This is a genomic window from Sphingobacterium arenae (genome assembly GCF_014692505.1).
Classification (GTDB): Bacteria; Bacteroidota; Bacteroidia; order Sphingobacteriales; family Sphingobacteriaceae; genus Sphingobacterium; species Sphingobacterium arenae.
Genome location: NZ_JACNYK010000006.1, coordinates 266,984 through 288,417, shown reverse-complemented (window position 1 = coordinate 288,417; position 21,434 = coordinate 266,984). Strand labels below are relative to the sequence as shown.

The window sequence follows — 21,434 nt, the reverse complement described above, 5'->3', positions numbered from 1 at the left end:
GCTAGCGTTCATCCTGAGCCAGGATCAAACTCTCCATTGTAAAATGTAATTTTGACCCCGGTCTGTATAGACCGGATCGTCAGTATTCTTGTACTGTACGGCCCGGACCGGAATAATTGTAACTTCTGTTACAGCATTCCCCTATAAAGGGTATCTGCTGCGCTACATGATCATCTATTTAAAGAACTTCTATACCTCCGCTTCGCGCTTTGGCCTCTATATCTGGACCGAATAAACGGCCGGATTATCTTTTTTTAAAACCCCTCGTTCCCGAAGGGACTGCAAAGGTAAGGGAAATTTCCAACAAAACAAAATAAAACTTTCTTTTTTATCGGACCGGAACCTATCTACCGGTATCCCCCGTACCATACCCCCTCGCGGAGTGGTGCAAAGGTAGAAACTTTAACCTTATACTCCAAGGCCCATAGCAACCTTTTACACCAAAAATATCCTAAAGCGCTGAAAGGTTGGAGAATAATTTCACATATCAACTCCGTTTATCTCCTCTAATATCGGGCAGAAACCACGTCACGACACCAATTAAGGGAAGATAAGCACAAATCCGAAACACATATTCAATACTCGTTTGATCCGCCAGCCACCCCAAGAAAGCCGAGCCCAACCCGGCAATCCCAAAAGCAAAACCAAAAAAAAGACCTGCAATCATACCTACTTTACCGGGCACTAAATCGGTGGCGTACACCAAAATGGCTGAGAATGCCGACGAGATTATGACGCCGATAATAACCGCCAATACAACCGTGAGCGTCAGCCCCACATGAGGCAATAAGAGCGTAAAAGGAGCGGCACCTAAAATAGAAATCCATATAATCAACTTGCGACCATATCGGTCACCTAATGACCCACCTAGTATTGTTCCTACAGCTACTGCCGCGAGAAATGCAAATAAATAAAATTGTGACTCTTGGACACTTAGACCAAATTTATCGATTAGATAAAAAGTAAAATAACTAGTCATAGATGCCATATAAATGTATTTAGAAAAAATCAGCACAAGCAAAATAACGATCGAGCCTATCACCTTTGATCGGCTTAAAACATCGGCAGGCACAACCTGACTTCCTTTTCCTACGTCCGGTAAAACCTCCCGACTCACCCGCGCCTCTATATTTCCCCTATACCATTTTCCCACAACAGACAGCAGCAAAATCCCGACAAGGGCGATTAAGCAAAACCATCGGATATTTGCCTGTCCATGCGGTATAATAATTAGCGCTGCCATCAATGGCCCAATAGCGCTACCAGCATTCCCCCCCACCTGAAAAATGGATTGTGCAAGCCCTTTTTTACCTCCCGACGCAAGTTGAGCAACACGAGAAGCTTCCGGATGAAACACGGATGAACCAATCCCAACTAAGCAAACAGAAAGAAGAACGAACAAGAAGCTTGACGCCACAGACAGCGACACCAGCCCGACCAATGTAAACCCCATACCAATAGCAAGCGATTTTGGATTCGGCTTTATATCTGTATAGCGCCCCACAAATGGCTGCAATATGGAAGCGGATAATTGAAAGACTAACGTAATCAAACCAATTTGTGTGAAATTTAATTTAAAATTTTCTTTTAACATAGGATATATGGAGGGTATAACCGCTTGCAATAAGTCATTGATAAAGTGTCCAAAACTTATTGCGAACAAAATACTATATACCGTTTTCCTCACCGCTGGATGCTTCGACGGCCTGGCTGTTGCTTTCATATTCACTTCCTCACTTATGAGATTCTATATTCACTTAAAATTGTATGCGATTTACGAAAAATCAAGGACACTCGTCTATTTTTTTGGTCACAATTCTCTTTTCATATCTGGTCCCTCACTCGAAATAGTTTTGGCACAGAATTTGCAAGAGTCTTAATTCATAATTTAGGTTAATAATTGGTTTGGAAACCCTGAAGTCGCCCGACTTCGGGGTTTCTTTTTTCCTATCTTAATATAACACCCGACCTACTACCTCTTGTAACCGAGGCACAACCTCTTTTTTAAACCACTGATTTTTTGACAACCAAATAAAATTCCTCGGTGACGGATGCGGTAACGGAAAATACGTCGGTAAATAGCTTTGATAATTTTTCACAGTATCCGTCAAAGTTTTATGTTTTCGCCCCCGAAGGTAATAGGATTGTGCATATTGACCGATTAATAATGTTAATTCAATATTTTGCAATTGCGCTAGCACACGTTCATGCCACAAAGGAGCGCATTCTACACAGGGAGGTAAATCACCATTTTTACCTTTTCCAGGGTAACAAAACCCCATAGGAATAATAGCAAATTTTTTGGAATCATAGAATACGTCTTCGGTAACACCTAGCCAATCCCTAAGCTCTCTGCCGCTTTGATCATCCCAAGGGATACCCGACAAGTGTACTTTTGCACCGGGAGCTTGTCCTACAATCAAAATTTTTGAACAATCGTCCATTGTTACCACAGGATTAACTCCCGCTGGCAATTTTGACTCACACAGCCTACAACGTTTTATCTCCTTATATAATGCCTCCGTTTCCTCCTTCATATCTATCCCCTCTTTCTCTTATCTAGCCCAATACCACATCCAATGACATCATTAAAATAAATCCTCCGATAAATCCCAAAGTTGCCCAATCAGAGTCCTTATTTTGTTGTGCTTCAGGAATTACCTCCTCTACCACAACAAACATCATCGCCCCAGCAGCAAACGCCAAAGCATACGGCAATAATGGGGTAAAAAATGCTACCGCAAATGCGCCCAACACAGCAGCTATCGGCTCCACAACGGCGGAAAGCTGTCCATAATAAAAACTCTTCCGACGTGAAATCCCCATACGACGCAACGGCATCGCTACAGCAATACCTTCAGGGAAATTCTGCAGCCCTATTCCGACAGCCAGAGCCACAGCACCACCAATGCTGGCCTCCGGAACACCTGCCGCGACAGCTCCAAATAGCACACCGACAGCAAGTCCCTCCGGAATATTATGTAGTGTAATGGCTAGCACCAGTAACGTCGTCTTTTGCCATGGGGACTTCACGCCCTCCACTTGCCTAAAATTAACATGGAAATGCGGCAACAACTTGTCAAGTGCAAAGAGGAATCCGGCCCCCATTAAAAAGCCCATAACAGCGGGGAACACCTGAATGAACCCTTCTCCTTCACTCATATTTATTGCTGGAATTAATAAACTCCATATACTGGCGGCCACCATCACCCCTCCTGTGAAGCCTAACATAGAATCGAGAAAATTACGGTTCATAGTCTTGAAGAAAAAGACAAATGCCGCACCTAAGGCCGTCACCAACCAAGTGAATGTCGATGCATATAAGGCTGCTAATACAGGATTTATTTCCGAAAGGTAGTTAATAACGTAATCCATTAATTATGCTTTGGGGTATATCATGCACAAAGTTAATACAAAAACTAAACTTTCGTGAACCGACATGTACCGACAGTTACAAAATAATCCTGAAACGTCTCGCTTCGGAACGACCGGTATAACGGTTACCCTCAAAAAAAATCCTGGAGCGGGGAACTCCAGGATTTCTCTACTAACCAATTATTAATTAACCTAAATTATGAAAAAAATTACTCTATTGTTATTACTAAAACGCACAACCCCAGGCTTTATTTTTTTCATCCGTTTCATTTAACATCTTTTAACGATTAACACCCCTTAGGAAGCCATTTCTTTCCTTGGAAGGATAAAAAACATACTTGATAGTGCCCTATTATTTAAGAACTCTATTACCACTTATATGAAACCGTTATTTATCTAATTGGTCAAAAATGGAATTTTGGGATATAAATTCGGGAACGATGGCTTTTAGTTGACGAACAATTTCCAAATCAGCACGTTCTGCACATGATATTTCACTGTGTTCGACAAGCCCGCATAAAACATCTATTTGTCTCCTTTTCATCAACAAATCTTCCGTACACACTTTCGCTATCATAATTTTGGGATGATGTGTTTTCAGTGTATTCTCATTATTTGCTAAAAGTTCCTCATATATTTTTTCTCCGGGACGCAATCCGACTATCTTAATATCGATATCTTGTGGATATCGATAACCTTTCAACTTGATCATACGCTTAGCCAAATCAATAATTTTGACCGATTTCCCCATATCAAAAACAAATATCTCTCCTCCTTTCCCCATAGTTCCGGCTTCCAAGACAAGCTGACATGCTTCCGGAATAGTCATAAAGAAACGTGTAATCTCTGGGTGTGTCAGTGTTAATGGTCCACCTTTCGTTAGTTGCTTCTCAAAAAGAGGAATAACAGAACCGTTGGATCCCAACACATTTCCAAACCGAGTAATAATAAAATTGGTCTCACTCTGTTCATTGCAGGAGTTCACATACATTTCCGCAGCTCGTTTAGATGCCCCCATGACATTTGTAGGGTTAACAGCTTTATCCGTAGAGATCATCACAAACTTATACACATTATATTCCATCGACAAATCTGCCATAATACGACTGCCGTATACATTCGTCCAAATCGCTTCATAAGGATTCGCTTCCATTAATGGAACATGCTTATATGCGGCCGCATGGAAAACAACGTCGGGACGATGAATCTCAAATATACGTCGCATAAAGATCTTATCCCGTACATCTCCTACAATATAGTACGCTTCTTCGGGATTGGACGTATGGATCGTCTGCTGCACATCGTACAGAGCTGACTCGGCCTGGTCCACGAATACAACTCTTTTATAAGAAAGAATAGCAATCTGTCGTGCAAGCTCACTCCCAATAGAACCCGCAGCACCAGTTATCAAGATAGTTCGACCTTTTAATTCCTTTTCTACAACGGGATTATCCAATTTAATTGGCTTTCTTCCCAAAAGATCTTCAATTCGTAGCTGGCGAATTTGTCGCTTACCTCCCCCGCTCAACAGAGATCGACCGGGTTGCATAATTTTAAGATCAATATTCAAGTTATGAAAATGGTCTGTTACACGCGAAAGTCGCTCTGGATCATCATTTTCCACCGCAATGATCACTTCGTCAATATCGTTTTTCCTCACAAAATTGTGATCGATGTCGGTAATATGTAAAATCCGTACCCCCCGTGAGTTTTTCCCTACTCTATTTGGTTTATCTTCGACAAATGCGATAACTTTATTTTTTGATCGAATATCATCTTGCAGCATGGCATAAGCCACTAAACCAGGTCTCGACGCACCAAATATCAACACATGTCTACTTTTTCTTTTCGTAAAAAAGAGAAGCTCGTAAACCTGTCGATAAACTACTCTGGCCGCAACCAACATCACCATAGTAAAAAAACCATGCGAAAAGATCACAGCATAGGATAAACGAAGATATTCTCCCCATGTCGAATCTTTCAAAGCGGTAGATCGGACCAAGAACGTAATGAGAAAAAGTACCATACAGGCCAGCCAAACCGTCTTGAAAATACGTATAGCTTCACTAAGCCCTGTATGCCGTACAATTTCACGATAAGTTTTCATGAAAAGAAAAGACATCAGGTAAATCGTCAAGATTATTAAGCTTTGCTTAAACATCAATTCTATGTCGAACTCCCCTAAAAAACTATTTAAAATAAAGTTGAATGTGACATAGCATCCGAACACTATTATTATGTCAATCAACAAAATAACCCAACGCGGGTTATCCTTTCGCAACTTCTTCCTCAATACATTCAAATCCATCCTTTGGATAGTCTAGTTTTATTATTTTATGAAAATAAATTTGTTATTGGCATGGCTTTCTTCACACAGTATTCCCTAAAACGGGACCATTATTTAACTGATAAAATAACAGCATCAATCGTAGTATTTTCACTACACTCCCGTCCTAAAACTTACCCGTTTTATAGTATCCGCCGTAGATTAACTGAATCTGTGCAAGGTCAAAAGTTCGACTATTAAAATAAGCATAAATAATACTAACAACCAAAATGTACGCGCTGCAAACGGCACACGATCATATCTATCCTTCAATTTATTCATGTTTTTCCATCGTTAACGTTAATCCACTGATAAGTTCTAAAAATTATCTTCCTAGAGCAGCTGACTTCTATATTCAAGAAGTATGCCGAATCAGCAGATAATGCATGCGATCTCCAAATTTTGTAAAAAATATGTGATAAAGCCCTAAAATTTGGAAAAAATAAAAAATACCTCTAAATTTGTGCTATCATAATTTAGGTTTATAATTGGTTAGCTAAAGGTTTTCATTCTCCCCGTTTGAAAACCTTTTTTATGTTTAAACCAATCTGACCGCAGACTTATCATTCTGGAAAAACAAGAGCAGCCTGATACGATACCGATAAAATTTCGCCACCGAACAGTTTCGTTTCTTCATAACGTGTAGCAATAGACAATTTCATTTGTTGACAATGAGGAGCAAACATTTGACGCACTAATTCCACCTTGTTGTTTTGTCCAGAAAGATGTCCCAATATTAAATGCCGAAGACGGGATGTTCGATATTCTAGAACAGTTTCCAATGCCATGCGGTTAGAAAGGTGTCCCCAACCGTTTCGTATTCTATTCTTCAAAAAGAAAGGATAGCTTCCCGTATCCAATAGCTCTTCATCATAGTTTGCTTCCAGTAAAAGAATATCCGCTTGCCGAATTACTTGTTTCACATTATCACAGATACGCCCGATATCAGTCAGCACAGCGATATTGATCTTTCCATTTGAAACCAAAAAACTACAAGGCTCTTGTGCGTCATGATACTTAGGAACACCACAAATCTTTAGGCTACCAATTTCCACATATTCATCGCGACGAATGATGTGTGTTAAATTTTGTGGCAGTTGCAGTCGAGACCCGCGATATGAACCGGCAGTCATATAAACCGGAATTTGATAACGCTTACAAAAAACGGCTAATCCACGGATATGGTCGGTGTGTTCATGCGTTATGAATATTGCTTTAATTGCTGCAGGATCGACACCTACGTTAGCCATGCGCAGTTCGACGTGCTTCGCATTGATCCCTACATCAATTAAGATAGCATCTTCTTCATTGGCTACGTAATAGCAATTACCATTACTCCCAGAAGCTAAAGCACAATATTTCATCTATTTAGTTTTTTTCATATGGCCCTCAACCTAACATTCCGGTAAACTCAAAGGCACTTTAATAGCCAATCCACCATCTGCAGTTTCTTTATATTTCACATTCATATCTTGCGCAGTCTCCCACATGGTGCTGACCACGGCATCAAGGCTTACCTTCGCTTTATCTGGATTCGAGCTTAATGCCAATTGAGCAGCAGTGATTGCCTTGACGGCACCCATTGTATTTCTTTCTATGCAAGGTATCTGCACTAAGCCACCGATCGGATCACAGGTCAATCCCAAATGATGTTCCATCGCAATTTCCGCGGCCATCAGTACTTGGCGCTGAGACCCCCCAAAACATTCGGTTAGCGCGCTTGCAGCCATGGCAGAGGACACACCAATTTCCGCTTGACAGCCACCCATCGCCGCAGAAATAGTTGCGCCTTTCTTAAAGATGGAACCTATTTCGGATGCTGTGGCGAGAAATTGGATAATTTTCTCTTCTTTATAACCATTGTGAAAGGTAATATAATACTGGAGAACCGCAGGAATAACACCAGATGCGCCATTGGTGGGTGCAGTAACCACCCTTCCGAAAGAAGCATTTTCCTCATTGACTGCAAGCGCAAAACAACTAACCCAATCCAGAATATAATCGAAATCCCTCCCTCCTTCACGGATAGCAGCCATCCATGATTCATAATCTTTATACTCTCCCTCCCTCTTCAATAAGCGTCTATTCATCTTCGAAGCACGTCGCTCTACGTGCAGTCCGCCAGGAAGCACCCCTGTCGTATGACACCCCTTGTATATACAATCCCTGATGGTATAAAAAATTTGCATGACACCTTTTATAGTCTCTTCTTCAGGTCGCCAAGCGAGCTCATTTTCTAACACTAACTCCGAAATTTTCAATCCTGTCCGCATGCACCACATCATCAACTCCTGTGCCGTGTCCACAGGAAAAGCCAAATCAACTTCCTGTAGCACACCAACCGTATCCTCTTCTTGCGCGACAAACCCTCCTCCAATAGAATAATAGGTCTCAGACACTGCAGTGCCATCGTTCAAAAAAGCTTGAAAAGTCAAGGCGTTGGGATGAAAAGGTAGGCTTTCTGCATAGACAAACAATAAGTCTGTTGCATAGGCAAAGTCGATAACGCGTTCCGTACCGAGGTTTAGCTTTCCTGACATTTTTATTTCATGCACTTTTGGCATGACCCGATCCACATCAAATGTGACCGGATCGTCTCCGCTAAGCCCTAATAACACGGCAATATCGGTGCCATGCCCCACGCCCGTTTTTGCTAAAGAACCGTATAATAAAATTTGGATACCGTCAACCTTTTGCAGGAGTTTCCTATCTTTTAAAATAGACACAAAGCGCTGTGCAGCACGCCAAGGACCAAGGGTATGCGAACTCGATGGTCCGATACCGATTTTAAACATATCAAAAATAGAGATTTGTTCCTTAACCATTGCCAAAATCTAAGCTTCACAAAGCTATCGTTTAAAAAGCAATATCCTAAATGAATCATCTTAAAAATTAAAACAATTTATTTAGGATATTTTAAGGTTTGAAGGCTTTGCTTATTACTTTCGCATTTTCAGCTTATCCTTTTTTCACCAGGTCAATTTTGGTTTCCATTTCGTTCACGATTTTTTCTACATCGTCACTACCTCCTGAACTTTGAAAACGGATAAATCCTTCTTTATCAATCACTACTTTTGTTGGAATACCTTTTACGCCATAAGCGGTTACGGTGGCTTTTGCACGATCTTTCATCTCATCAAACAATACGTGGAACGTATAGTTGTTTTCTTTTATGAATTTGTCCACCAGTTCCTTATAGTTTTTCTCCGATTGCCAGGTGTCAATGAATAAAAACTCTACTTCGGGATCGTCTTTGTATTTATTGACTGCCGCTTGCATACCTGGGAATGATATTTTACAGGGTCCACACCAAGTTGCCCAAAAATCCAATACAACAACTTTACCTTTCATATCTGCTAGGCTGACGGTTTCTCCCTTCCGGTTTAGTAATGAAAAAGCAGGAGCTTCTTTTTTAATCATCTCCGCCTCATACTTTGCCACTAAGGCCTCTTTCGCTTGCTTTTCTATCGACGTCAGGTAGTTCTCAAAATCACCTTTATTACCATTCAGTTTAGCATAAAGTGAAGACATCAAATCTGAAAAATCAGCTCGTTTACCGTTTTTCACCGTATATTCTTGCAACAGCAGAAACGCATCCAGTTCCTGACCTTGTTTAGTTAATCCTTCTGCCAGCGCCAACGATGTTTCGGGAGATGGTCGAGAAGCATGCACTTTCTGCAAAACCTCAACAGCCCCATCCATTTGTCCATCTGCTAGCAATGCAACACCATACTGTTGTGCAATACGTCCATCATACTGCGCTACCCGTTTTGTATCCATATCAGTGTCCTCGGCTTTTACCGCCGCCTGTGTTTGGGCATACCCTTTCTCTAATAACGGAAGAGCCGGACGATGTTGTTTGTTCTTTAAGAGCTCTTGAGCCACATCAGAAATCATATGGATACGAATAGAGGGCATTTCAATCATTGCCAAGTATTCATTCATTTTCTCCAGATTGTCCTCTTTCGCATAACGAAGACCTACATAATAAGCTGCAAAGCCATAGATGGTTGGGTTATCTTCGTCAAATGCTTTCGGAGGATACTGTTTGATCCACTTTTCGTACTCCCTCTCGAGCTCTTCGGCATTTGCTCCCTCATTTCTAAAAATAGCATCCGCTGCATGACTACGGGCAGCCATTCCTTTCGGGAAGCGTTTCAATATACTTTCGTTGACTTCCTCAGCCTTTTCGGTGTCGCCCGCCGCCTCATATGCACGGACAGCCAGGCTAACAAAGCGTTCATCCTTGCTTTTCGCCATTGCCTCCGCTTCTTGTTTCAATTCTACTTTCGATACCTCGTCATCTTTCTGACTTAGTACCCTGACGTGCTTGGTGAGTGCCTCTAACGTCACTCCTTTTTGCTTGGCCATCTGCGCTTGCGCAGATGGGAAGTATAAAGCCACGCCCAATAGGGCGACTGCTATTATTCTTTTCATCTTATTTTATATTTAGTTTATAAGTTGCTATTATTTTTCTAAATGCGGGGAACTATTTTAAACCTTTACATGATGTTTCACTGGTAATATGACTACTACAACACCTTATATCCCATCACCATACGCAAACCGTTTATTGACGGTTACCGATAATTTACCTTCTGCCTGGACTTGTCCCAAAAGAACCTTCAGCGCTGCTTTCTGCATAAATGGATCATTTTGATAGGCCATAATGATGCTATTACTTCGTTCAACAGGCAAACTATCCATCACATACGGATTCGTAAACATCACCGTAATGGTTCTTCTGCCCGCCAACCGATCAATGAATTCTCGTACCTGCTCATTTACCTTAATCTCGCTTCCTGGTCGTGTACGGTTGTCATGTATTGCCAAAACAATCTGCGGACTCCGACGAACTTCCTTCAACAGCTCTTTCATCTCATCCGTCGTTTCCTTTCCGGTAATCACAAACTCTTTTTTATTATTTAACTGCACCGCCAAGCCTTTTTCAAAATCTTGCGGTTGATTTATACCGATGGATACGACAGCTGTTTCGTCCCTTTTATCAAATGACCGTATACGCCTATCGGATTTCAAGACAGTAACTGCAGCATCAGCCAAACGCTGCACCAATGATTTTGATGCAGGTGTATTTAAATCATTCACCAGATTCACTGTATTAACCGGCCGATATTGATTTAAACCCAACCAATACTTTGCAGCGAGTACACGTTTTACACGCTGGTCTAGTTCTGTCTGTTTGACACGTCCACTCTTCACCGCTTTTTCGACTAAGCTGATGGCCCGAGCGCTATTTTCGGATATTTCCAGCAAATCATGCCCCGCTTCAATCGCCATTACGTCAGCCTCTCCATTAGGAAAAAACTTCTTCACCCCTTTCATATCCATCGCATCAGTCACTGTTAAGCCCTTAAAGCCTAACTCTTTTCGCAAAAGATCTGTCACCACCTTACGAGAAATCGATGAGGGGATATTGGGTGTCGCATCCAGTACTGGAATATTCATATGGGCAACCATTATTGCCGGTGCGCCTTGTTGAATTAGTTCACGAAAAGGGAAAATTTCCAGACTGTCCAGATGTTCTTTAGAAAATTTCAGTTGGGGGAGGTCGTGGTGAGAATCTACATCCGTGTCACCGTGTCCGGGGAAGTGTTTGAGGGAAGCGATAATTCTTCCGTCGACCATGCCGTCCATATATGCCTTAGCCTTCCGCACCACATTGTATTTATTATCACCAAACGAACGAAAGTTGATAACTGGATTTTTTGGATTATTATTGATATCAACTACCGGAGCAAAATTAAAATGCATACCAATACGTTGGAAATCTCGCGCTACCTGTCGCCCCATTTCATAAATAAGCATTTCGTTTTGTATAGCGCCTAAGGTCATTTGATAAGGAAAGGAAACGGTAGAGTCAGGAAGCCGCATACCGAGCCCCCATTCACCGTCAAAGGTCACCAACAACGGAATTTTTACTAACTTTTGGTATTGATTAAGCATTTGAGCGTGCCGTACTGGCCCACCTTGAAACACCACCAAACCTCCCAATTGTTCTTGTTTGATGACTTGCGCAACCGAATCTATATATCGTTGTCCTAGATTGGTATGGGCACGAACTAAAAAAAGTTGTGCAATACGCTCTTTAGGCGTGAGATTCTGAAAAACGGAATCTACCCAATGGTGTTGGTCATTAATAAACTGGACAAAATTGGATTTTTCTTGCCCCCATACACTCATTGTCAAAAAAACGCAAAGAAAGAGAAAAGAAGAGAGCTTTTTAAACATAAAATACGAATTATCAAGAACCGAATTACGGAAAAAAAAATACTTTTTCCAAATTGTTACGTGTTTCAGAAAAAAAACGCATAAAATCGCTCTACACCAAATTATATTTCTTTTTTAGTAGCTGGGCGAGTTCCACCCCATTATCGATATCCCCATTGGCTTCTTTTTTCCATAGCATATCAATAATAAGCAACAAGCATTGCGTTTCCAATTCGGGGTTTTCATATCCTAATTCAGAAAAAGCCTTAACCAAAACGGGCTGCACCGGCTTCATAAATTGTTCATGTTGTTGCTTGGAAAAACTATTATGCGACAATCGTTCTTGCAATTTCCAAAAGAGGGATTCATCAGCTACCAATTTATTTGGAAGAAAAATCATATTTTTCAAAAACTCTTTCGGGTTTTTATATGTCATCATTCCCCGATGATGTGAAAGCACCCTTCTATACCCCGATTTAATAATATGTGTCAACAAGGAATCTTTATTACCAAAATGCTTAAAAATAAGTGCTTCCGACACCCCTGCTCCTATAGCAATCTCTTTTGTCGACGTATCCACATAGCCTTTCGTCGCAAATAAAGAAAGAGCTACTTTCATTATCTTCTCTTTACGGCTCAATGTCGTCTCTTTCATTTAATATTATACTATTTTTTAACAAAGATACTATTTTTCAGAAGGACTGCTCTTTGCAAAATTTTTGAAACAATCCAAAAGTCTGCTGCACCTTTTTTATCTTTAACAATTAACATAAACCTATAATGGATTTTCGCCACTTCATATGTATTCGTCTTATTAGCCTGACTTTAATTTTATCAGCAACCAGCATTGCTTCCATAGCTCAATACACGATAAACGGTAAGGTCGAAGATAAAGTCTCGAATATTCCACTTACTGGTGTAACGATAAACCTTCTAAATACAAAAGACTCTCTATTACGGTCTACTTCAACAAATCGATTAGGTATGTTTTCGTTTAAAAACATGCCTAAAGGCATGTATAGTGTGCTGGCTACTAATATCAGTTATCAATCTTTTAAATCATCCGTTACCCTAATAAATAAAAATATACACATCGATATTTCATTAGAATCTGGAGAGATCGCTTTGGAAGAAATTGAGATCACTGGAATACCTGCAGTTTCCCTTCGTGGAGACACCACCGAATTCGATGCTAAAAGGTTCAGTACCCGAGAATATGCTGATGCAGATGAATTGGTTGTGCAGATACCAGGTGTAGAAATGGATGAGGAGGGGAACGTGAAAGCGCACGGAGAGGAGGTTACCAAGATTATCGTAGATGGGAAGGAGTTCTTTAGCACGGACCCCCGGATAGCTCTTAAGACGTTACCTGCTGAAATTATAGATAAGATTCAGCTCATAGACGAAAAATCTGAACAAGCCAGGTTTTCTGGTTTTGATGATGGAGAACGACAAAAAGTGATCAATATCGTGACAAAACCAAACAAGAAACGAGGCACCTTTGGAAAGGCATCTTCAGGCTATGGAGACGAAAATAAATTCGCATTAAATACCTCCGTCAATCGTTTTGATGGCGATAAAAAAATCGCTATAAATCTTATGGCAAATAATGTCAACGAAACGAACTTTGCGGAGCAAGGGCGGGGCGGATCACGACAGGGAAACAACAACACAGACCGCGGATTATCGGATACGTATGCGGGGGCCATTAATTATAATAATGATTTTTTTAACAACACCATGGACGTTAGTGGCGATTATAATTTCCGTTCTTCCAAAACAAGTGTCATCTCGCTATCCGATATTGAATATATTTTGGGAAACCGCGCCAACCAATCCCGCGCGCAGGAACAGTATAGCCTTAACCGACAAACAGAACATAAAGCAAACGCGCGTGTACGTTGGAACATCAGCAGTAATCAACGTGTTGATTTCGCACCAAATCTATCCTATCGCTCTATTGGCCGCACGGGAAGCAATCATTTTTCTACCTTTCTAAATCAGGATGCTTTACTTAACAAATCCGCAAGACAGAACGACAATAACGGTACTAATTTCAATATTGGAGGACGACTCACCTATATGTATCGTTTCAAAAAACCGGGGCGCACAATTTCTTTAAGTGCTTCCGGAAATAAAAGCACCAACGACGCCCTAGGCAAAAACCTTGCACTTACAGAATATTATAAGGATGCTTTATTAAATCGTATAGACACCAACAACAATCAAAGTATCACTAATGGGTATGGCTCTGGCTTCAACAATCGGCTGTCGTTTACGGAAAATATTTCTCGACAGAGCCGGTTACAGCTTAGCTATAATTACAGAAACACATTAAACTATTCCGATCGGGAAACATTTGAATGGCTAACGGAGACAGGCCAACTGGGTGAGCTTAACGATCGTCTGTCTAATGAATTTAGAAACGATTACAACTATCATAAAGGAGGTTTATCATTCTCCTACAACAAAAAAGATTCATTACGCTTTCAAATTGGATTAAGCTATCAGCACGGCGTACGTCATAACGATCGCACTATACCCATCCACCTCGTTACACGAGCATCGTTCGGCAGTTTTCATCCGGAATTATCGGCCACCTATAATATAAACCAAGAAAAACGTTTGGAAATAAACTACAATACCTCCACCAATACACCGACGGTCAACCAGTTACAGGACTTCATTAACAATCAGAACGAACTAAACATCCGCAATGGTAATCCTGATCTTCATCAAGAATATAACCATCAGGTGAAAATTCAATATAAGGATGTAAAACGATCTACCGGGCAAAGCTTTAATTCCAGTATGAATTTTAACTATACAAACGACAAAATCGTCAATTCTGTTCTGACGACCGACACAGCCCTCACGCTATTTGACGATATACGTCTAGGAGCCGGTGGCCAATATACCAGACCCATCAACGTCGACGGGGCATACAGCGTACGTTGGACCAACAGCTTTGGCATTCCCATCAAAAAATGGAAACTCAACATCAATCTAAACAACACTACTTTTTACAATAGTAACTTCGCAGTGCTCAATGAAGAATTTGTTCAGGGATACAATTATGGTATACAACAGCGCGTCGGTTTAAACACCAATATTAACAAAAAATTTGTTTCGGGATTAAATTACCGAACCACCCTCACTTTAAGTGAGAATCCTGTGTCTCGTGTAGCTGCTTACAAGGTTTACACCCACATTGCCAACCACACATTAACATACGAATTTCTGGGATCACTGATCGTACATTCCAATCTGTTGTATATCTATAACAGCGGTTTGTTAGAATCTCCCGGAACAAATACGATACTCTGGAATGCTTCGTTGGGCACCAAGTTTTTAAAACAGAAAAATGCAGAACTATCATTAAAAGCTTTCGACATTTTTAATCGAGCACAAAATATTGCTAGAAGGGTCACGGACATTGCGATTACCGACGTTACATCCAACACCTTGACGCGTTATTTTATGTTGTCATTAAATTACAATCTGCGAAGTTTTGATAGTAGCAATGGAAATAACGAAAACCTGTAATTACTTCTAAGAACGTTCTTCATACACCAATAATATTAGTAGCTTTGCACCGCATAAGTAAAAATGGCTCGTTTTTAACAAAATATAACACTGATTAACAGTCCTATTTCATTACTTTTGCTGGTCAAATAACAAATATGAATCCATTTATAAGAAGAAGTATTAACTTTTTTGCTATTTCTTTTCTCGCATTAATCGTTTTCGTTGCTTGCGACAAAGACATGAGCGTCATGTTAGACAATTCCGCGACGAGCAACGTGGGGGTTACCTTAGTAGATTCTTTCACTGTCAATACTTCCACTGTTCAGCTTACAAACATACCCACTGCAGGTTCGGGTACTCTTTTGGTCGGAAAAGCTATGGATCCCCAAAGTGGAACGATAAAATCTACTTCTTATTTTAGAATTGGGCTTTCTTCAACGACAAACGACATTCCGGAGACTGCACAATTTGATTCCATAACTTTAGTTTTAAAACCAACTGCCACCCCCTACTCCTTTGGAGATACGACAAAAACACAGAAAATTGCTGTACACCAGATAGAAAAAGCACTAACAATAAAAACACCAACTCCCCTTTTTCCAAATCAAGCGCTTCCTATCTATGTTACAGGAGCCACTATTTTTGCTGATCAAACCTTTGATTATAATAGCGTTCCTATCGGAACCTCTTCTTTTCGCCCACACATGCACGCTATAGATAGCCTCAGCATTCGCTTAGCCGACGCTATCGGACAAGATTTCTTTACCCGTATAAAAGCAGGCGATATACAAATGACATCCTACGAAAATTTTAAAGAATATTTTAAAGGATTAGTACTTGTTCCAGATGAAGAGAATACAGCTGTAGTTGCTTTCAACGACACCTTGGAAGTTAGGATAAACTATAACTATCCTTCTCCGGACGGGCACAAACGTACAGGTTTCAAAACCCTTAACATTATGGAACCCGCGTTTCAATACAACAATATCATCACGGACAGAACAGGAACTGCTTTTGAAGAGTTGTCTGCAACCAACGAGCTTCGAACGTCCGCTACGGGGGGACTAACTTTCGTCCAGGCAGGCAGTGGTGTTGTAGCGAAAATTGCTTTTCCCTCGTTAAAAGAGTTCTTACAAAGTGAAAATATTGCCATCAATAAGGCAGAATTAGTTATTGAAACTTCTTCAAAATCGAATACTATGCACCCTATACCAAGCAATTTAATGCTTTTTATAGCTGATAAAGACGGTGTCCCTACTTCGTTCTTGCAAAACCCTTACGCACAACAAGGACAAATTCAACAGGCTCCTTTTGTAACGGGGCGAGAGGCAGGACAAAATGGCACCTATACATTCAATCTGATGTTGTTCTTACAGCAACTTAAATCGTCTAGTGTGTATGACAACACCTCCTTCTATTTAAGCACTACGAGTTCTAACTTGTTCACTAGTTTCAACACGGCTTCTATCGCATTGGAAAATTCCACACCCAAAATAAAATTGAATATATTATACACAAAATTTAGATAATTTATGAATAAGAAAAATTGGCTATTGTTATTCTTTGCCTGCACTATTGCCCTGACATCATTTAATTCCTGTAGCAAAGATGATGACAATGATTCAAGTACGGACGATGGTCCTACAGAATGGACAAAATCAACAGTATTTACACAGGATCCACGTAGTGGGGCAACTTCATTCACGATAGATGGAAAAGGCGCTTATGTAGTTGGAGGGTATGTCAATCCAACGATAGGGATTGCTTTGGATGGAGCTGTATTCAATGGCAAAGGATGGAGCGGCATTGCCGACTTCACAGGATCAGCACGTCACGAAGCAGTAGGTTTTGCTGTTGGGGGGAACGGTTATATTGGAACGGGAAGAAACCTTAACAACGAGCTTTTTAAAGACTTCTTTAAATATAACCCCACTACCGACAGCTGGACAGAAATTGCAGACTTTCCTGGCGTTGCCCGTTCTGGTGCCGTAGCATTCACATTGGGCAACTATGCATACGTAGGGCTTGGCACGAATGCTGGTGGAGGACGCTTGGGCGATTTATATCGGTACAACCCCGGTCAAGATGAATGGACTGCTGTAGATAATCTTCCTTTCAAAGATAAGCTGACTGGAGCTTTTGCTTTTGTAATTGGTGATAAGGCTTATATCGGCGGGGGATATAACACGAGTTCTAACCTACCAAGTGGCTTTTACTCTTTCGACGGAACCAACTGGAGCACGTTGAATAGCTTAAACCGTTCAGACGATAACTATACATACGACGCACGCAAATATAATGCGGCCACGTTTGTTATCGGTAACTATGCATATGTAGTAAGTGGAAGAAATGCCAACACGGTTACCAGTACAGTATGGAAATACGACCCTTCTTCGGACTCGTGGACAGACAAACACCAAGCACTTTCCACCGATCCCCGTGAAAAAGGGGTAGGCTTCTCTTTGGACGGCAAAGGTTATGTTGTTACCGGAGTAAATGGCTCTATTGTTTTCGATAATATGTATGAATTTACACCTGTTCGTTAGGAGCAATTATACAATAATAAAAAAGGGTGCTGATTGCACCCTTTTTTATTATACAATCATTTTGATTTGGTTATCATAAAAAATGTGGCAAGCTCCTTTCCATACGCTTAACCACCTCGTCTCTCCCTAATATTTCCGCGATCTGGAATACCTCCGGTCCAAATTTTCCTCCGACTAACATAATCCGGAAAGGCATCATCAATTCGCCGATCTTCATACCCGCCTCGACAATCCTATCTTTAAAAAATGGTTCCAAGGAATCTGCTTTCCATATAGGAAGGGTCACAAATTCCCGAGCTATATCCTGAAAGAAAGCAGTCTTATTTTCGTTCCATTTAGGCTTTACCGCGTCCACATCATAGCGCTCAGGCATAATAAAGAAAAAGGACGCCTGTTCCCAGAAATCTTCAACAAAAGTCATGCGTTCCTTAACCAAGGCCAACACTTTCAATACATATTCTGTCCGATGAGAAGCTATACCATGTCGGTTTAAAACTTCTTCTACCTTCGGTAGGATAGCCGTATTACTTGTTTTCTTAATCCATTCATGATTAAACCACTTCGCTTTCTCAAAATCAAATTTTGCTCCCGCTTTACCAATTCGATCTACGGAGAACTTCGAAACAAGCTCTTCTTTACTAAAAATCTCTTGCTCGGTTCCGTCATTCCAACCCAACACAGCTAGCATATTAATAAATGCCTCGGGTAAAAATCCCATTTCACGAAACCCTTTCGTAGTCTCGTCCGATTTCTGATCAGTCCAGTTCATGGCATATACCGGGAAGCCCAGTCGATCGCCATCTCGTTTGCTCAGCTTGCCATTTCCATCTGGTTTCAATATCAGTGGCAGATGCGCCCAGTACGGCATTTTGTCCTTCCAACCTAGGTATTCCCATAGCAATACATGGACTGGCGCCGAAGGAAGCCATTCTTCTCCCCGAAAAACATGCGAAATCTCCATTGCTTTGTCATCAACCACTACCGCTAAGTGATAAGTTGGCATACCATCTGCTTTTAACAAAACTTTATCATCTACCAGACTCGTTTCAAAAGCTACTCTTCCTCGAATCATGTCCTCAAAAGAAACAGTTTCTTCTACAGGCATTTTAATACGGATGGTGTACGGATGTCCTTCAGATAACAACTTTGCTGTTTGTTCTTTAGATAGACTCAATGAATTACGCAGCTGTAAACGATTTTCGTGCGAATATCGAAAATTAGGTTCTTCTTTGCGCCGCGCATCGAGTTCTTCCGCGGTATCAAACGCGTAATAGGCAAATCCGCCATTCACCAACTGCTCCGCGTACTCCCTGTAGGAATCTTTTCTTTCACTTTGTCGGTAAGGACCAAATTTGCCTGGCTTGTTGGGGCTTTCATCCGGTGTGAGCCCACACCATGCGAGGCATTCGTTTATATAATCTTCTGCTCCGGATACAAATCGAGTTTGGTCAGTATCTTCAATTCTCAAAATAAAATCACCTCCGTAATGCCGAGCGTACAGATAATTGAACAATGCTGTGCGTACACCACCGAGGTGTAAACCGCCTGTAGGGCTTGGTGCAAAACGCACTCTTACTTTTCGTTGCGAACTCATAGGAACAAAATTACACATTTTAGGAATGGCAAAAAATCCCTATTTTGCACACTATTTAGATATGAATCAGAATAAGCTATATCAATATAATCATAAACAACGCTGGAAATTCTTTCTTTTCCTGTTTGCAGCTCTTATTGCCGCAGCCTCGTTGTTTTACACAAACTATTTGGTAAAAAGCCTTTCTCGCTCTGAACGCACCAAAGCTGAAGTTTGGGCGATGAGCACCCGTAGTATTATGACGATGCCCGATGTGGATGATCAGTTCATTAGTTATGTATATGCCGTAAGGGATAGTTTATCTATCCCTGCTATTATCACCGATAGCAAGGGCAACATCATATTCTGGAGAGATCTGGACCCTAACAAGACTAATATCCAAGAACAAATCGATTCAACTGGTAACAATTTAGAGTACGACCCTGTCTATTTCGAAAAACAGTTAGCTAACATGAAACGTAATCGCGCACCCATCGCGCTCCCTCTCGACACGGGCGAAACATGGTCTGTTTACTACTTAGATTCCCTTGCGTTACGTCAATTACGTGTTTTTCCTTACCTCCAACTTTCTCTAATTGCTATTTTTCTGATCATTGCTTATACTGTTTTTAATTCCATAAAAAAATCAGAACAAAACTTAGTTTGGGTAGGGATGGCGAAAGAAGCTGCACATCAGCTCGGCACGCCTATCTCGTCATTGATGGGGTGGCTAGAGCTTGTGCGTATTAAATTCAACGCGGAAGACGACAGTGCATTAAATGAAATGGAAAGAGATGTAAAACGTCTCGAAGTCGTTGCCGACCGCTTTTCAAAGATAGGCTCTATACCTTCTTTAACGAGTCATGTTGTTCACAAAGTTATCCACGATTTCGTCGAATATTTTAAAGTACGAACAAGTGAAAAAATCACTTTCGAAATTACGGGAGATAAAACTGTTGAAGCAAAATTGAACATCCCCTTATTCGATTGGATTATCGAAAATTTACTAAAAAATGCCGTGAATGCAATTGAATCAGAAGGAAAAATAACGGTTAACATTACCGATAACATTGCAAAAGAGGAAATTTTTATAGACATTAGCGATACAGGAAAAGGCATTCCGAAATCGAACTTCGATACGATTTTCCAACCTGGCTTTACGACACGTAAACGTGGTTGGGGATTAGGACTCAGCTTGACAAAACGCATGGTGGACTATCATCAAGGCCAAATATTTGTTAAGGAATCTGAGCTAGGAAAAGGAACAACATTTAGGATTATACTTAAAAGCAATTTGCGCTATGAACCCACTCAAGTCTGATGAATATCCTGCAATATACAGCGACTACATAGAAAATGTAGTTGGTCCTGTTATGGAAGAACTCCACGAACAGGTAGAAACGTTTCCCGAATTTATTCAACGGATTCCAGAAGATTTAGGCGATTACACCTACGCTGAAGGAAAATGGACAGTGAAAGAAGTATTATGTCACATCTTAGACACGGAACGGGTTATGGCTTATCGTGCTTTACGGTTCGCACGAAATGACATGACGGAACTAGCCCCTTTTGAACAAGATGAATTTGTGCAAAATGGACGTCACAACGAACGTTCTTTGGAGAGCATCGAAGAAGAATTTACATACCTCCGGAAAGCGAACCTCGCTTTATTCAATACGTTTAGCGAAACAGAATTAGAGCGCAAAGGCATGGCTTCAGGGAGGCTCATCACCGTTAAAGCATTCCTTTATGTAATTGCAGGCCACGTCACCCATCATCGCATTATTTTACAGGAGCGTTACCTCAACAATGAGACCAACCCCGACGCCGTTGGCGGAGTTCTCATCACCCATTGAAA

Annotated in this window: 15 protein-coding genes; 5 read left to right on the top strand and 10 right to left on the bottom strand. The window is 41.0% G+C overall.

The features are described from left to right. Positions 1 to 487: 487 nt before the first annotated feature. The 9 genes from H8B17_RS18070 to H8B17_RS18030 form a co-directional block, all read right to left on the bottom strand. Entirely contained in the window at positions 488 to 1,723 is a 1,236-nt protein-coding gene (locus H8B17_RS18070; protein ID WP_190310634.1) for an MFS transporter, read from the bottom strand. A gap of 229 nt (positions 1,724 to 1,952) precedes the next feature. Continuing rightward, the gene (locus tag H8B17_RS18065; protein ID WP_190310633.1) at positions 1,953 to 2,537 is read right to left on the bottom strand and encodes a uracil-DNA glycosylase family protein; all 585 of its coding nucleotides are present in this window, start codon (positions 2,535 to 2,537) and stop codon (positions 1,953 to 1,955) included. A 22-nt stretch (positions 2,538 to 2,559) separates the two neighbouring features. Continuing rightward, positions 2,560 to 3,375, bottom strand: a complete 816-nt coding sequence (locus H8B17_RS18060) for a ZIP family metal transporter (protein ID WP_190310632.1) — start codon at positions 3,373 to 3,375, stop codon at positions 2,560 to 2,562. 388 nt (positions 3,376 to 3,763) lie between these two features. After that, positions 3,764 to 5,482 (bottom strand): polysaccharide biosynthesis protein, encoded by a 1,719-nt coding sequence (locus tag H8B17_RS18055; protein ID WP_223816659.1) that lies wholly within the window; start codon positions 5,480 to 5,482, stop codon positions 3,764 to 3,766. A 782-nt stretch (positions 5,483 to 6,264) separates the two neighbouring features. After that, positions 6,265 to 7,065 (bottom strand): MBL fold metallo-hydrolase, encoded by an 801-nt coding sequence (locus tag H8B17_RS18050; RefSeq protein ID WP_190310630.1) that lies wholly within the window; start codon positions 7,063 to 7,065, stop codon positions 6,265 to 6,267. 30 nt (positions 7,066 to 7,095) lie between these two features. Next, complete coding sequence (locus tag H8B17_RS18045; protein ID WP_190310629.1) at positions 7,096 to 8,526, bottom strand: L-serine ammonia-lyase; 1,431 nt, start codon at positions 8,524 to 8,526, stop codon at positions 7,096 to 7,098. Between the two features lie 133 nt (positions 8,527 to 8,659). Then, on the bottom strand, positions 8,660 to 10,138 hold the full coding sequence (locus H8B17_RS18040) for a redoxin domain-containing protein (protein ID WP_190310628.1): 1,479 nt from the start codon (positions 10,136 to 10,138) through the stop codon (positions 8,660 to 8,662). 105 nt (positions 10,139 to 10,243) lie between these two features. Continuing rightward, entirely contained in the window at positions 10,244 to 11,902 is a 1,659-nt protein-coding gene (locus tag H8B17_RS18035; protein WP_223816658.1) for a glycoside hydrolase family 3 protein, read from the bottom strand. A 139-nt stretch (positions 11,903 to 12,041) separates the two neighbouring features. Further along, positions 12,042 to 12,584, bottom strand: a complete 543-nt coding sequence (locus H8B17_RS18030; RefSeq protein WP_190310626.1) for a TetR/AcrR family transcriptional regulator — start codon at positions 12,582 to 12,584, stop codon at positions 12,042 to 12,044. A 125-nt stretch (positions 12,585 to 12,709) separates the two neighbouring features. Here H8B17_RS18030 and H8B17_RS18025 point away from each other — a divergent pair, with 125 nt between their 5' ends. The 3 genes from H8B17_RS18025 to H8B17_RS18015 all read left to right on the top strand — a co-directional run bounded on the left by H8B17_RS18025 (position 12,710) and on the right by H8B17_RS18015 (position 18,003). Further along, on the top strand, positions 12,710 to 15,475 hold the full coding sequence (locus tag H8B17_RS18025; protein ID WP_190310625.1) for an outer membrane beta-barrel protein: 2,766 nt from the start codon (positions 12,710 to 12,712) through the stop codon (positions 15,473 to 15,475). 137 nt (positions 15,476 to 15,612) lie between these two features. Next, entirely contained in the window at positions 15,613 to 16,986 is a 1,374-nt protein-coding gene (locus H8B17_RS18020; protein ID WP_190310624.1) for a DUF4270 family protein, read from the top strand. A gap of 3 nt (positions 16,987 to 16,989) precedes the next feature. Continuing rightward, the gene (locus H8B17_RS18015) at positions 16,990 to 18,003 is read left to right on the top strand and encodes a Kelch repeat-containing protein (protein WP_190310623.1); all 1,014 of its coding nucleotides are present in this window, start codon (positions 16,990 to 16,992) and stop codon (positions 18,001 to 18,003) included. A gap of 73 nt (positions 18,004 to 18,076) precedes the next feature. Here H8B17_RS18015 and gltX read toward each other — a convergent pair whose 3' ends face one another. Continuing rightward, on the bottom strand, positions 18,077 to 19,597 hold the full coding sequence (gene gltX, locus H8B17_RS18010; protein ID WP_190310622.1) for a glutamate--tRNA ligase: 1,521 nt from the start codon (positions 19,595 to 19,597) through the stop codon (positions 18,077 to 18,079). Between the two features lie 25 nt (positions 19,598 to 19,622). Here gltX and H8B17_RS18005 point away from each other — a divergent pair, with 25 nt between their 5' ends. Continuing rightward, positions 19,623 to 20,897 carry a sensor histidine kinase gene (locus H8B17_RS18005; RefSeq protein ID WP_380933905.1) on the top strand — a complete coding sequence of 425 codons (1,275 nt, stop codon included), beginning with the start codon at positions 19,623 to 19,625 and terminating at the stop codon, positions 20,895 to 20,897. Continuing rightward, on the top strand, positions 20,878 to 21,432 hold the full coding sequence (locus tag H8B17_RS18000) for a DinB family protein (RefSeq protein ID WP_190310621.1): 555 nt from the start codon (positions 20,878 to 20,880) through the stop codon (positions 21,430 to 21,432). The genes H8B17_RS18005 and H8B17_RS18000 overlap by 20 nt, the downstream gene beginning before the upstream one ends. Positions 21,433 to 21,434: the final 2 nt, after the last annotated feature.

Bases quoted from the DNA above. Each gene is read 5' to 3' on its own strand.
- H8B17_RS18070 (WP_190310634.1), bottom strand. From the start codon at position 1,723: ATGAAAGCAACAGCCAGGCCGTCGAAGCATCCAGCGGTGAGGAAAACG.
- H8B17_RS18065 (WP_190310633.1), bottom strand. From the start codon at position 2,537: ATGAAGGAGGAAACGGAGGCATTATATAAGGAGATAAAACGTTGTAGG.
- H8B17_RS18060 (WP_190310632.1), bottom strand. From the start codon at position 3,375: ATGGATTACGTTATTAACTACCTTTCGGAAATAAATCCTGTATTAGCA.
- H8B17_RS18055 (WP_223816659.1), bottom strand. From the start codon at position 5,482: ATGAAAACTTATCGTGAAATTGTACGGCATACAGGGCTTAGTGAAGCT.
- H8B17_RS18050 (WP_190310630.1), bottom strand. From the start codon at position 7,065: ATGAAATATTGTGCTTTAGCTTCTGGGAGTAATGGTAATTGCTATTAC.
- H8B17_RS18045 (WP_190310629.1), bottom strand. From the start codon at position 8,526: ATGGTTAAGGAACAAATCTCTATTTTTGATATGTTTAAAATCGGTATC.
- H8B17_RS18040 (WP_190310628.1), bottom strand. From the start codon at position 10,138: ATGAAAAGAATAATAGCAGTCGCCCTATTGGGCGTGGCTTTATACTTC.
- H8B17_RS18035 (WP_223816658.1), bottom strand. From the start codon at position 11,902: ATGAGTGTATGGGGGCAAGAAAAATCCAATTTTGTCCAGTTTATTAAT.
- H8B17_RS18030 (WP_190310626.1), bottom strand. From the start codon at position 12,584: ATGAAAGAGACGACATTGAGCCGTAAAGAGAAGATAATGAAAGTAGCT.
- H8B17_RS18025 (WP_190310625.1), top strand. From the start codon at position 12,710: ATGGATTTTCGCCACTTCATATGTATTCGTCTTATTAGCCTGACTTTA.
- H8B17_RS18020 (WP_190310624.1), top strand. From the start codon at position 15,613: ATGAATCCATTTATAAGAAGAAGTATTAACTTTTTTGCTATTTCTTTT.
- H8B17_RS18015 (WP_190310623.1), top strand. From the start codon at position 16,990: ATGAATAAGAAAAATTGGCTATTGTTATTCTTTGCCTGCACTATTGCC.
- gltX (WP_190310622.1), bottom strand. From the start codon at position 19,597: ATGAGTTCGCAACGAAAAGTAAGAGTGCGTTTTGCACCAAGCCCTACA.
- H8B17_RS18005 (WP_380933905.1), top strand. From the start codon at position 19,623: ATGGCAAAAAATCCCTATTTTGCACACTATTTAGATATGAATCAGAAT.
- H8B17_RS18000 (WP_190310621.1), top strand. From the start codon at position 20,878: ATGAACCCACTCAAGTCTGATGAATATCCTGCAATATACAGCGACTAC.